General features: G+C 70.1%; 12 protein-coding genes. 9 read left to right on the top strand and 3 right to left on the bottom strand.

Annotation, left to right across the window (positions count from 1 at the left end; translation table 11 throughout):
• Positions 1–20: 20 nt before the first annotated feature.
• The 3 genes from ACGFH8_RS26860 to ACGFH8_RS26850 form a co-directional block, all read right to left on the bottom strand.
• Positions 21–1,427, bottom strand: coding sequence for a TldD/PmbA family protein (locus ACGFH8_RS26860; protein WP_393372183.1), 1,407 nt, complete (start codon positions 1,425–1,427; stop codon positions 21–23).
• A 120-nt stretch (positions 1,428–1,547) separates the two neighbouring features.
• Positions 1,548–2,984, bottom strand: coding sequence for a TldD/PmbA family protein (locus tag ACGFH8_RS26855; protein WP_393372182.1), 1,437 nt, complete (start codon positions 2,982–2,984; stop codon positions 1,548–1,550).
• A 32-nt stretch (positions 2,985–3,016) separates the two neighbouring features.
• Positions 3,017–3,568: a Uma2 family endonuclease gene (locus ACGFH8_RS26850; RefSeq protein ID WP_393372179.1), complete on the bottom strand. Its 552-nt coding sequence runs from the start codon at positions 3,566–3,568 to the stop codon at positions 3,017–3,019.
• A gap of 511 nt (positions 3,569–4,079) precedes the next feature.
• Here ACGFH8_RS26850 and ACGFH8_RS26845 point away from each other — a divergent pair.
• The 9 genes from ACGFH8_RS26845 to ACGFH8_RS26805 all read left to right on the top strand — a co-directional run bounded on the left by ACGFH8_RS26845 (position 4,080) and on the right by ACGFH8_RS26805 (position 13,059).
• Positions 4,080–5,123 carry an ABC transporter ATP-binding protein gene (locus ACGFH8_RS26845; RefSeq protein WP_393372178.1) on the top strand — a complete coding sequence of 348 codons (1,044 nt, stop codon included), beginning with the start codon at positions 4,080–4,082 and terminating at the stop codon, positions 5,121–5,123.
• On the top strand, positions 5,120–6,235 hold the full coding sequence (locus ACGFH8_RS26840; RefSeq protein ID WP_393372176.1) for an ABC transporter ATP-binding protein: 1,116 nt from the start codon (positions 5,120–5,122) through the stop codon (positions 6,233–6,235). Before ACGFH8_RS26845 ends, ACGFH8_RS26840 begins: the two co-directional genes overlap by 4 nt.
• The gene (locus tag ACGFH8_RS26835) at positions 6,232–7,239 is read left to right on the top strand and encodes an ABC transporter permease (protein WP_393372174.1); all 1,008 of its coding nucleotides are present in this window, start codon (positions 6,232–6,234) and stop codon (positions 7,237–7,239) included. The genes ACGFH8_RS26840 and ACGFH8_RS26835 overlap by 4 nt, the downstream gene beginning before the upstream one ends.
• 10 nt (positions 7,240–7,249) lie before the next feature.
• On the top strand, positions 7,250–8,236 hold the full coding sequence (locus ACGFH8_RS26830) for an ABC transporter permease (protein WP_393372172.1): 987 nt from the start codon (positions 7,250–7,252) through the stop codon (positions 8,234–8,236).
• A 155-nt stretch (positions 8,237–8,391) separates the two neighbouring features.
• Entirely contained in the window at positions 8,392–10,134 is a 1,743-nt protein-coding gene (locus ACGFH8_RS26825) for an ABC transporter substrate-binding protein (protein WP_393372169.1), read from the top strand.
• Between the two features lie 139 nt (positions 10,135–10,273).
• Entirely contained in the window at positions 10,274–10,591 is a 318-nt protein-coding gene (locus tag ACGFH8_RS26820) for an ArsR/SmtB family transcription factor (RefSeq protein ID WP_393372167.1), read from the top strand.
• A complete protein-coding gene (locus ACGFH8_RS26815; protein ID WP_393372164.1) occupies positions 10,588–11,112 on the top strand; it encodes an SRPBCC domain-containing protein in 525 nt (174 codons plus the stop codon). The genes ACGFH8_RS26820 and ACGFH8_RS26815 overlap by 4 nt, the downstream gene beginning before the upstream one ends.
• Complete coding sequence (locus tag ACGFH8_RS26810) at positions 11,112–11,492, top strand: VOC family protein (RefSeq protein ID WP_393372163.1); 381 nt, start codon at positions 11,112–11,114, stop codon at positions 11,490–11,492. Before ACGFH8_RS26815 ends, ACGFH8_RS26810 begins: the two co-directional genes overlap by 1 nt.
• A 394-nt stretch (positions 11,493–11,886) precedes the next feature.
• Complete coding sequence (locus tag ACGFH8_RS26805) at positions 11,887–13,059, top strand: helix-turn-helix domain-containing protein (RefSeq protein ID WP_393372441.1); 1,173 nt, start codon at positions 11,887–11,889, stop codon at positions 13,057–13,059.
• Positions 13,060–13,129 lie beyond the last annotated feature (70 nt).

Genomic DNA, 13,129 nt, shown 5'->3' with positions numbered 1-13,129 from the left:
CCGGCGGCGGGTCGCCGCGATCATCCCGAGGCGCCCCCGGTGAAGTGCCAGGACGCCAGTCGCAGCGAGGGGGCCGCCCACCACGCACCGTCCACCCGATCCGGTTGACGCACCACCCGCGCGCCCAGCCCGAGCACCGCCCCGGGCCCGAGCGCGCGCGGGTAGGACTCGGTGAACCGCAGGTCACGGACCGCCCGTACGACAGTGCCGTCCTCGACGAGCCAGACACCGTTGCGGGTCAGCCCGGTGACGACGAGGCTCTTCGGGTCGAGCACCCGGGTGTACCACAGGTCGGTGACCAGCAACCCTCGGCGTACGCCGGCGACAAGTGCTGCGGTGTCCGCGTCGACCACCGCGCCGGCCGCCCCACCGGAGGTCGTCCGGCCCGTCGCGCTGACCGGGCCGGCCGTCGCGCCGGACAGCCGCAGGTTGCGGGCCATCGGCCCCCAGGTGGCTCCACCCGCGACCGCGTGCCCGGTGGACTGCGCACCCGCCGCGTCGGCCGTCCGCCGGTCGTGCGCCACCGCCCGGGTGGTGCCCGCCTCGACCAGGGTCAGCGCCCGCCGACCGGTGCCCTCCGCGTCGAACGGCAGCCCCGACGCGCCGAGTGGGTCGTCCACCAGGGTCACCGCCCGGTCGAACTGGGCCGTGCCCGGCTCGGCGAACGACTGCCGCTCGGCGTACCGCTTGCCGTTGAAGCCGTACCAGGAGAGGTTCTGCAACAGGTCCGCCACGGCGGCCGGCTCGAACACCACCTCGTAGCGCCCCGGTGGCAGCTCGACCGGGTCGGCCGCCGCCTGGGCCTTCGCCGCCGCCTGCGCGCCCAGCTCGGCGCCGTCGAGGTCGGCGAGTCGGTCGGCGTGGCGTCGGGCCACCCCGTCCGCGCCGTCGAGACGCGCGATGCCGTCCATCGCCGCCTCCGCCGAGCGGCCGGAGGCCGTGTGCCCGACCGAGTTGGCGTACGCCGACGAGCGGTGCGCGGTACGGCAGTAGCCGGCCGTGCTGAGGCCCCCGGCGGCGGCGACGAAAGCGCCGACCCGGTCGGCCCGCTGATCCGGCTCGGCGTGCGCGGTGGCCTCGTCGACCGCCGGCGCGTCCGGCGTGGGCGCCGGCGGGGCCAGCCCTGGCCAGCCCGGATCGGGCGGGCAGAGCCGCGCCGCGACCAGGGTGCGCTCGACAAGCGCGCTCAGCCCGTCGGCGGTGACCACGCTGCCGCTGCCGGCGGCGGTCCGACCGTCGACGTGCAGCCGCAGCCGGACCCCGACAGTCGACTCCGTGACGTTCTGGTGGATGGCTGAGTTGGCGAAACGGGTCAGCGCCAGGTCCGCCCGTGTCACCACCACCTCGGCCTGCGCCCCCGACCCACCAAGGCGGCGGACCAGCTCGATGACCTGCCCGGCCAGCTCCACCTCGCTGCTCGCGCTCACGCTGGGCCGCCTTTCGTTCGCGACTGCGGGGCTCGCAAAACCGGCTCACTCCTCGCGCTCACGCTGGGCCGCCTTTCGTTCGCGACTGCGGGGCTCGCAAACCCGGCTCACTCCTCGCGCTCACGCTGACACCCCCACTCGGACGTTGCGGAAGCGGGCCGGCGCGGCCGGGTGGCCGGTGTGCCCGATCTGGCCGGGCTGGCCCTTGCCGCAGTTGGGCGTGCCCCAGGAGACCGTCTCGCCGGAGAGCATGTCCATCGAGCGCCAGAAGAGCGGGCCGATCCCGGTGTACGTGGGATTGCGCAGCATCCGCCCCCGCCGCCCCTTCTTGATCTCCCAGCCGACCTCGCAGCCGAACTGGAAGTTGAGCCGCTTGTCGTCGATCGACCAGGAGCGGTTGAGGTCCATCAGCACACCGTCGTCGGTCGCCGCGATGATCTCTTCCAGGGTGTGCGGGCCGGGTTCCAGACCGACGTTCGTCATCCGCACCATCGGCAGTCGGGCCCACCCGTCGGCGCGTACGCTGCCGCCGTAGTCGAGGCTTGCCATGGCCGCGGAGTCCCGGCCGGCCAGCACCCCCACCCAGCGACCGTCGCGGACCGCGTCCCGCTTGACCGCCGGGGAGCCCTCGTCGTCGAAGCCGAAGCTGCCCAGCGCGCCCGGGATGGTCGGATCGATGGTGATGTTCATCAGCTCGGAGCCGTAGCGCAGCGAACCGAGCTGGGCCAGGTCCAGCCAGGACGTGCCGGCGAACGCCGCCTCCCAGCCGAGGATCCGGTCCAGCTCGATGGCGTGCCCGACCGACTCGTGGATCTGCAGGGCCAACTGCTCACCGCCGAGGATCAGATCGGTCTCGCCGGCCGGGCAGAGCGGCGCGGTGAGCAGCGCCCGCGACTCCTCGGCGATCTGCGCGGCGTGCGCGGCCAGGTCCAGCGACTCGACAAGCTCCCAGCCGGTGGTCCCGTACTGCCCCCGGTAGCTGGGCCAGGACCGGCGCTGCGTCTCACCCGCACCGATCGAGGTGGCGGAGATGCCGCCGCCGCACTCGCGGATCCGCTGGTCGATCCGGTGACCCTCGCTGGAGACGAACCACTTCGCGGTGTCCCAGATCTGGTAAAGGCCCTCGGCCAGGTCGGCGCCGTGCTCGGCCATCGTGCGGGTCGCGCCGACCAGCAGGTCGCCCTTGTCCGACAGGGGCACCCCGAGCGGGTCGATCTCGCAGCCGGAGGCCCAGCTCGCGGTGACCGCCTGCGCCGGGACCAGGTCGACGGGCGGACCGGGAACCCGCGCGCTCGCCATGGCGGTCCGCGTCGCGCGCCGGCCGGCCTCGCGGGCGGCGGCGTCCGAGAGATCGGGTACGGCGTGGAAGCCCCAACTCGCACCGACGAGCGCCCGGACACCGAGCCCGATGCTCTCGTCCTGGGTCAGCTCCTCCACGTCACCGTTTCGCGCGGTCATCGACTCGTAGCGGCGGTGCATCACCCGCGCGTCGGCGTACCGGGCGCCCGCGTCGAGGGCGGCCTGGACGGCGGCGGTGGCCGCGTCGAACTCGGTCATGGACCGACCCTAGGCCAGCCGACCGACACCCGTCAGGGGAGCAGCTCCTCCGGTCGGATGGTGGCCTTCACCGGCTCGGTGAGCACCAACACCTCGCCGGCTCTGGCCGTCGACCGCTCCACGTAGTGGGCGCCGTGTAGCTGGTGGAGCTTCACGGTCAGGCTTTCCTGCTCGACGAGCAGATACCACCCGATCCCGGCTGCGGCGTACAGGTGGGGCTTGAGCACCCGGTCGATGGTGGCGGTGGGCGGTGCGCTGACCTCACCGACCAGCAGGACCGCATCCGCCGGCACGCAGTCCGCCGTGAGATCCAGCTCCGCCGTCACCACGAGGTCGGGGTTGAGGATCCGGGTGGCGTTCAGCCGCAGGTTGATGACCGGGAGCAGGGTGCGGTTCGCGGCAGCACAGCCTGGTTCCAAAGCTGCCACCAGACCACCGACGATCACCTGGTGTCGGACGGACGGAGATGGTCCGATGAGCAGTCCACCGTCGAGGAGTTCGATCCGCTGGGCCGTCTCACCGAGGGCGAGATAGTCCGACTCGGCCCAAGGCAGCGAGTGGTCAAGAACCTCGGCGGGAATCACCAGCCCAGTGCAGCTCATTCCGGATTGCCGAGGTCGCACCCGACGTGCGAGCACGAGATGACATGCCCGGTCAGACGTGTGATCGGCAAGGTTGAGCTGCAAGATCGCGCTAGATCTTGGATGTAGTGGTATCGCGCTTCGGCGATGCCACTAGATCCTGGTTCGAGCGTGACCTTGGCGGCGGAGGGTGCCCCAACTCCACTTCCGGTCCCTGGGGGGCGGTGATCGTCGTCAAGATTCGCGCAGTATCGGGGATTTTGCTGCCTCCGCCGCGCCTGAGGCAGCAACTTCGGGGAAGTTGCTCGGCGCGGGGCGCGGGGCGCGGGGCGCGGGGCGCGGGGACCCCGACGTGCGAGTGCGGCCATGAACGGGCGTGGATGGCGAGGTGACGGGGGTGCGGGGCCGATGCGGACTCGTTACGCTCGGGCCCGCTGACATGTGCCGGCTTTGTAGCTTATTTTCACCCTCAGGACTTTCATGTAAGTTCTCTTCGTCACTGAGGGAGGTGGCCGTGGACAGTTCGGACGCCTACCTGCGGGTGCGTGACCTGCGGGTCCGGTTCGACACCGAGGATGGCGTGGTGCGCGCGGTCGACGGGGTGTCGTTCGCCGTCGAGCGGGGCCGCACCCTCGGCATCGTGGGCGAGTCGGGCTCCGGCAAGAGCGTCACCTCGCTGGCCATCCTCGGCCTGCACGACCCCAAACGGGCCACCATCACCGGGGAGATCTCCGTCGGCGGCCGGGAGTTGGTCGGCCTGCCGGACGAGGAGGTACGCCGGCTGCGCGGCCGGGACATGGCGATGATCTTCCAGGATCCACTGTCGGCGCTGCACCCGTACTACACGGTGGGCCGGCAGATCGCCGAGGCGTACCGGGTGCACCATCCGAAGGCCAACCGGCGCGAGGCCCGCCAGCGGGCGGTGGACATGCTGGACCGGGTCGGCATTCCGCAGCCGGCCCGCCGCTTCGACCAGTACCCACACGAGTTCTCCGGCGGCATGCGGCAACGGGCGATGATCGCGATGTCCCTGGTCAACGACCCGGCGCTGCTGATCGCCGACGAGCCGACCACCGCGCTGGACGTCACCGTGCAGGCGCAGATCCTGGACCTGCTCGCCGACCTTCAGGCCGAGTTCCACTCCGCGATCATCCTGATCACCCACGATCTCGGCGTGGTCGGCCAGGTCGCCGACGACGTGTTGGTCATGTACGGCGGGCGTGCCGTCGAGCGGGGCAGCGTCGAGCAGGTGCTCCGGGCGCCGCAGCATCCGTACACCTGGGGGTTGCTCTCCAGCGTGCCGTCGCTGCACGGCGACGCGGACGCGGACCTGGTGCCGATCCCCGGCAACCCGCCCAGCCTGATCAACCTGCCGTCCGGCTGCGCGTTCCATCCACGCTGTCGGTACGCGGACCGGGTCGGCAGCCGGTCCCGCAGTGAGGTGCCGGAGTTGCGGGCGGCCGGGGCCGACGGCCACCTGGTCGCCTGCCACCTGAGCGCCGAGGAGCGCACCACGTTCTACGCCGAGGACGTCGCATCCGTGGGGGTGGCCCGATGACCGACGAACCACTGCTGCGGGTACGCGGGCTGACCAAGCACTTTCCGGTACGCCAGGGGCTGCGCGCCACCGGCCAGGTGCGGGCGGTGGACGGGCTCGACTTCGACGTGCGCCCCGGCGAGACGCTCGGCCTGGTGGGGGAGTCCGGTTGCGGCAAGACCACCACCGGCCGGATGCTGGTGCGGCTGTTGGAGCCGACGAGCGGCAGCATCGAGTTCGCCGGGCGGGACATCACCCACGCCGGCCGGCGGGAGTTGCGCCCGCTGCGCCAGGAACTCCAGATCATCTTCCAGGACCCGTACGCCTCGTTGAACCCCCGGCACACCGTCGGCCGGATCGTGGCGATGCCGTTGCAGGTCAACGGGATCAAGCCGCCGGGTGGGATCAAGGCCCGGGTGCGGGAGCTGCTGGAACTGGTCGGGTTGAACCCGGAGCACTACAACAGGTACCCGCACGAGTTCTCCGGCGGTCAACGTCAGCGCATCGGCATCGCCCGCGCGCTGGCGCTGCGGCCCAAGCTGATCGTCGCCGACGAGCCGGTGAGTGCGCTTGACGTCTCGATCCAGGCGCAGGTGGTCAACCTGCTGCGTGACCTGCAACGGGAGCTGGGCCTGGCATTCGTGTTCATCGCGCACGACCTGGCCGTGATCCGGCACTTCAGCCAACGGGTCGCGGTCATGTACCTGGGTCGGATCGTGGAGATCGGCGACCGGGCGGACATCTACGAACGCCCCCAGCACCCGTACACCCGGGCGTTGCTCTCGGCGATCCCGGACGTCACCCAGCTCGGGCCGGCGGGCCGGATCCGGCTGACCGGTGACGTGCCCACCCCGCTCGATCCACCGTCGGGCTGCCGCTTCCGGACCCGCTGTTGGAAGGCGCAGGACATCTGCGCGAGCGAGGAGCCGGCGCTGGTCCCGCGCGACGGCGGCCGGCAGGCCACCGCGTGTCACTTCCCTGAGGGGGAAGCGGCCAGCACGGGCCCCGAAGGGGGAGCCGCCAGCACGGCTCCCGAACCAGCCAGCGCCGGCCTGGCGGCGGACGCCGCCGTGGTCGCCGCCGAGCCGGCGGGGCGCGGGGCCGAAGCGAACGTCGAGGAGGTGTCGCCGTGAGCCTGTCCCCGGTGGAGGGTGTGGCGCTGGCCGAGATCGAGTCCGACCCGGACGCGAACACGCCCGCCGTGAAGGGCGTCGTCGGCCGCTCACCCGGTCAGCTCGCCTGGATGCGACTGCGTCGCGACCGGACGGCCGTGGTCAGCGGCGTACTCCTGGTCTTCTTCCTGCTGTTGGGGTTGGCCGCCCCGCTGATCGAGATGGCCTACGGCGTCGGGCCGCGGACGCAGTTCCAGAACCTGCTGGACGGCTTCGGCATGCCGCTGGGCTACGCCGGCGGCGTCACCGGGGACCACTGGTTCGGCCTGGAACCGAACCTGGGTCGGGACATCTTCATCCGGTTGATCTACGGGTTGCGGACGTCGCTGTTCGTCGCGTTCGCGGCGGCGCTGATCACCGCGACGATCGGGGTCGTGCTGGGCGCGCTCGCCGGCTACCTCGGCGGCTGGCTCGACGCGGTGATCAACTGGATCACGGACCTGACCCTGGCCATGCCCTTCCTGATCATCGCGCTGGCGCTCACCCCCACTGTCACGCTGCGCTTCTACGGTGAGCGGGGGCAGGTGTCGTCCGCCTTCGGGATCGGCGTGCTGATCGCGGTGTTCGCCATCTTCGGGTGGACCAGCACGGCCCGGCTGGTCCGCGGGCAGGTGATCGCGCTGCGCGAGCGGGAGTTCGTGGAGGCGGCCCGGGCCAGCGGGGCCGGGCTGGGGCACATGCTCTTCCGGCAACTGCTGCCGAACATCTGGGCGCCGATCCTGGTGTCGTTCTCCCTGGCGGTGCCGCAGTTCATCACCAGCGAGGCCGCGCTGTCGTTCATCGGTGTCGGTCTCAGCGACGAGACGCCGAGCTTCGGCCGGATGATCTACGACAGTCTGGACTTCCTCCAGACCGACCCGGCCTACGTGTTCTTCCCGGGCATCATGATCTTCGCGCTGGTGTTCGCCTTCAACCTCTTCGGCGACGCGTTGCGGGACGCGCTCGACCCGAAGTCGTCCCGGTAGGGGTGGGCTCATGTCACGGTTCCTGATCAAGCGGCTCTTCTCCGCCACGCTGACCCTGTTCGCGGTGAGCGTGCTGACCTTCCTGATGTTCTTCGCCCTGCCGCGCGACCCGGTCAGCAGCATCTGCTCGAAGAACTGCAACCCGGAGCGGCTGGAGCGGGTCCGCGACGACCTTGGCCTGAACGACCCCCTGATCAGCCAGTACGCCGGTTACATGAAGGGCATCGTCACCGGTCGGGACCTGGGCAGCGCCCAGGGTGGCAGGTGTGACGCGCCCTGCCTGGGCTGGTCGTACGTCACCAACGAGGCCGTCTCGGACACCATCGCCCGGGTGCTGCCGGTGACGCTGAGCATCGTGATCCCGGCGGCGATCCTCTGGCTGCTGCTCGGGGTCGGCCTCGGCATGGTCTCCGCGTTGCGGCGCGGCACCTGGCTGGACCGCCTGGCCATCGGCTTCTCGCTGACCGGCGCCTCGTTGCAGCTCTACTTCGTGGGCGCGGTGCTGTTGCTGGTCTTCGTCTACAACCTGCGGCTGCTGCCCGTGCCCAGCTACACCTCGATATTCGACAACCCCGCGAAGTGGGCCAGCGGGTTGGTGCTCGCCTGGGTGGCGCTGGCCTTCCTCTTCTCGGCCATCTACGCCCGGCTGTCCCGGGCGCAGATGTTGGAGACGCTCTCGGAGGACTTCGTCCGCACCGCGCGGGCCAAGGGCCTGGCCAAACCCACTGTGTACGGCAGGCACGCGCTGCGCGCGGCGATCACCCCGGTGGTGACAATCGCGGGGCTGGACGTGGGCGGGGCGCTGGGTGGCACGGTGATCACCGAGACGACGTTCGGCATCCAGGGGTTGGGGCGTACGGCGGTGGACGCGGTGCGCTCGGGCGACCTGCCCACCATCATGGCCACCGTGCTGATCGCGGCCGTCTTCGTGGTGCTGGCGAACGTGCTCGTGGACCTGCTCTACGCGGCCATCGACCCCCGGGTGCGGCTGCGCTGACCCGGCCGCTGCCCAGGGCGCTGTCCAGGGCGTGGCTGCTGGCGAAATTTATCGACAACTGTTACACAACTTGTAGTTTTTCTTCCTTACGATCCTCGGGACGTCGGCGGTTCTCGCCCCGACGAAACGCACGGCACATGGTGAAGGGGGTATTCATGAGACCACGCGTGGTGGCCGCCGCGGGCGGCGCGATCGCTCTGGTGGTGGCATTGGGTGCGTGCTCGAAGAACACGGGCGAGGGCACCACCGTGGACACCGACCGGCAGCAGACCGGGGTCATCGCGACCGACCCCAAGGACTCGCAGGGGCCGGCGGCCGAGGTGAGCGGCGCCGCGAAGGGCGGCACCTTCACCATCATCCGGGAGTCGCCGATCTCCCACCTGGACCCGCAGCGGACGTACTCGTTCGCCGGTCTGATGACCAACCCGCTCTTCGCCCGTTACCTGACCACCTGGAAGGACGACGGCAAGGGCGGCCTGGTCCTCGTCGGCGACCTGGCCGAGACGCCGGGCAAGAACGTCAACAACGACTGCAAGGTCTGGGAATTCACCGTCAAGGACGGGGTGAAGTTCGAGGACGGCCGACCGATCACCGCCAAGGAGATCGCGTACGGCATCGCCAGGTCCTTCGACCCGGACCTCTCCGGCGGCCCCACCTACATCCAGGAGTGGCTGGCCGACACCCCGCAGTTCGACACCAAGTGGGACTTCAAGAAGAACAAGACGTCGCTGCCGCCCGGCCTGAGCACGCCGGACGCCAAGACGCTGCGCTTCGAGTTCGCCAAGCCCCGCTGTGACCTGCCGTTCGCGGTCTCGCTGCCGACCACCGCGCCGCTGCCCGCCGACAAGGACACAGGCGTCGACCTGGACAAGCAGCCGTTCTCGTCCGGCCCGTACAAGGTCGCCAAGAACCAGGTCGGCGTGCAGCTCACCCTGGACCGCAACCCCAACTGGGACCCGAAGACCGACGCGGTCCGGCACCAGTACCCGGACCAGATCGTGTGGAGCTTCGGCCCGACCGCGGACGCGGCCAACAACCGGGTGATCGCCGACAACGGCGCCGACCAGAGCGCGCTCGCCTTCAACACCGTGCCCGCCTCGCTTGTCGCCAAGGTGGCCGGGGACGCCGCGCTCAAGTCCCGGACGATCCTCTCGCCGACCCCGAGCGCCAACCAGCTCGTCATCAACAACCAGCGGGTCACCGACCTGAAGGTCCGCCAGGCGCTCAACTACGCCATCGACCGCGAGGGCTTCATCAAGGCGATGGGCGGACAGACCGTCGCCGCGCCGCTGACCACGCTGATGCCGTCGGCCACCATCGGCTACAAGGCGTACGACGCGTACCCGGCGGGTGCCAACGGCAACGTCGACAAGGCAAAGGAGCTGCTCGGCGGCAAGACGCCGGAGCTGGTCCTCGGTGTCGCCGACAACTCGACCGAGCAGCAGCAGGGCGCGCAGCTCAAGGCCAACCTGGAGCGCGCCGGCTTCAAGATCACGCTGCGGAACATCTCCGACGACGCGAAGCTCGACGAGATCAAGAAGAAGGACAACCCCTGGGACCTGTACATCGGTAACTGGGCGGCGGACTGGCCGAGCGGGGCGTCGATCCTGCCGGTGCTCTACGACGGCCGCACCATCAAGGCCGAGGGCAACAGCAACCAGTCCTACTTCAACGACCCGACGATCAACACCGAGATGGACCGCATCCAGGCCATGCCCGCCGCCGACCAGGGCCCGGAGTGGGCCAAGCTCGACGAGCGGATCATGAAGGAGCACGCGCCGGTGGTGCCGCTCTTCGTCGACGTGGCCTACAACGTGCACGGCTCCAAGGCCGGCGGGATCTTCATCTCCAGCGTCTTCGGCTACCCGTCGTTCGTGAACGCGTACGTCAAGCCGTAACCCGCACCGCAGGCAAGGGTCCCCTCCCGACAGCGTCGTCGGGAGGGGACCCTTCTGTCTCTGCTGGACACGACGAGACACCCCTTCACGGATTGAACGTAACCTTGTGGGTACGTACCCGGCGGGTTACATTGACGCCATGGACGCCGTGTTGCATGCGCTGGCAGACGAGAGTCGACGCACGGTTCTCGATATTCTCCGCGAGCGCCCGGCGAGTGCGGGAGAGCTGGCCGAGGCTCTCCCGATCGCCCGCCCGGGCGTCTCCCGGCATCTCCGGGTTCTGCGGGAAGCCGGGCTGGTCGACGTACGCCAGGACGCGCAACGCCGGATCTACACGCTCCGCCCGGAGGCGCTCGTCGAGGTCGACGAGTGGCTGGGAGAGTACCGCCGGCTCTGGGAGAACCGGCTCGACGCTCTTCATACCGAGGTCGCACGAGGAAAGAAGGCGCGACGATGACGACGACCGCGACGATGCGAAAGCTCGACGAGACCCGCGGAGCAGTCCGGGTCGAGAACCTTTACGACACGGATATCGGCGACCTCTGGCAGGCGTGTACGACGCCCGAGCGGCTGGCCCGCTGGATGGCCCGGGTCGACGGCGACATGCGGGTCGGCGGCACGATCCAGGCAGTCTTCACGAGCAGCTGGACCGGTCCGGCGCGCATCGAGGTGTGCGACGCGCCCCACCACCTGCTGCTGACGACGAAGCCGGGTACGGACGACGAGGGGCAGATCGAGGCGTGGCTGACCGAGGAGGGCTCCAAGACCCGGCTGCTGGTTGAGGAGCGCGGCCTGCCGATTGGGAGTCTCCCGTTCCACGCCTCTGGTTGGCGGGTCCACCTGGAGGATCTCGGTCGGTCGCTGGAGGTCGACGGCCCGGTCCACCCCGAGGGCTGGGGTTCCGACGCCCAAGCGCCCGACTGGAAGGAACGTTGGGAAGAACTCACGCCGACGTACCAGCGGATTGGGATCGGCTGATGTCGGACCTGATCAGGCTCAGCCTGACGACCGTCAACGCGCCCGACGCCATCGCGCTCGCACGGTTCTACGCCGAGATCACCGGCGGGGTCGCGAATGGTGACGAGTGCTGGGCGCTCGTCGAAGGGCCGAACGGTGACATCGGGTTCCAGCAGGTCGACGACTACCGGACACCCACCTGGCCGGATGGCGAGGTGGGGATGCAGATGCACCTCGAGTTCTTCGTCGACGACCTGGAGGCGACCGGAGCGCGTGTGCTGGCGGCCGGTGCTACCCGATTCGAGCATCAGCCCAACGCGGACCACTGCTACGTGTACGCCGACCCGGCCGGGCATCCGTTCTGCCTGTCTCTGTGGGGGACCCCGAGAGTCGGCGTCTGACTCAGCTCGTAACGCGCTGGCATGATCATCGGTGCGGCTGATGATGTTCACGGTGGGGCCGATTCTGCTGATGTGGTGGCTGTGCTGGCGGTAGTTGCCGCCCGGCTGTACGAACACCGCCGACTCGGTCCCGGGAACCAGGCCAGGATGGCCGTGTCGGCGCGCCTGCTCGCCGGCTGGCTGCTGGTGGTGCTCTGTGGTGGCGCAGTGCTCGGGCGACCAGGGCCATTCTTCCCGGGGCCTTGGACGTCGAAGCATCCCGCGGACGACTGTCCATGCGGCGGCGGCAACGAGAGCGTCCAGCCCGCATGGGTGCCGTGTTTGCTCGATGTACTGTCCGTAGCAGTGGTCCGCGGATCCGGTCTGACTGTCCTGCCTCTCGATTGGGGGCGTCATCGTGTCGCAGGTCGATCCGCGCTTCGGTGCCCAGCCTCGCGCGCTACGTACCAGCAAAGGGCTGTCTCTGCGGGCGCTCGGCCAGCTCGCGCATCGGGGCAAGAGCCACCTGCACGATCTGGAGACCGGTGCGAAGGCCCCCACCCCGGAGACGGCGAGGCACCTCGACGACGTGTTGCGGGCCGGCGGGACGCTCGCCCGTCTGGTGGACGAGCCCGTCGACCACGACACCGAGGCCGGGGAGTTGCTGGCTCGGGTGCGGGTCAGCGATGTCAGCGCCGACACGCTCGCTCGGATCGAGGCAGGTGTGGACGACCTGGCGAGCGCGTACGCGCTCGTGCGGCCGGATGACCTGCTGCCACTCGTGCGTCGCCAGTTGGCCTATGTGGGGCGGCTGCTCGACGGTCGCGGGACACTTGCGCAGCGCCGACGGCTCGTCGTCGCCGGTGGCTGGCTGACGGTGCTGCGGGCGACGGTCCACATCGACTTGCTACAACAGCCTGCGGCGGGCGCTCATCTGCGTACGGCAATGGCTCTTGCCGAGCATGCCGAGCATCAGGAGATTCAGGCGTGGTGTCTGGAGACGCAGGCGTGGGACTCGCTCACCCAGGGCGACTACCGGCGGGCGATGGACCTGTCGCGGCAGGCGCAGCGGGTGGCGCCGCGGGGTGGTTCGGCGTACATCCAGGCGACCGCCCAGGAGGCGCGGGTGTGGGCGCGGTTGGCCGACGTTCGGCGGACCCGTGAGGCGCTTGATCGTTTGGACCGGTTGACGGCGAACCTGCCGGTGCCGGAGCGGGCCGAGCACCACTACCGGTACGACCCGACGAAGGCATTGGCGTACACGGCGACCACGCTGTCGTGGGCGGGCGACCCGGCCGCCGAGCAGGTCGCCCGGACCGTCTTGGCGGAGTTGGACCCGCGCGGCGATGGCGGGGAGCGGCCACGGCGCTCTGCTTCCGCCCGTCTCGATCTCGCCATGGCGCTGTTGGCTTCCGACCAGCCGGATGAGGCCGGCGTCGTGGCCGCCGACGCGGTCCGGTCGGGGCGGGTGGTGTCCTCGAACTGGTGGCGGGCGCGGGAGGTGCTCCGGAAGGTCGAACGCACCGGAACGGCGGAAGCGGCAGCGTTCCGTGAGGTGTACGAGGCGTACCGGCCCCTGACTCGATAGCGGACGGCACGCGCGACCAGCGGACACCCGTTAGCTTGTGTGTCGCGCATTGGCGACGATAAGTTTCAGA

This window comes from Micromonospora sp. NPDC049175 (assembly GCF_043197345.1).
Lineage (GTDB): Bacteria > Actinomycetota > Actinomycetes > Mycobacteriales > Micromonosporaceae > Micromonospora.
This window is presented reverse-complemented; position numbering and strand designations above follow the sequence as displayed.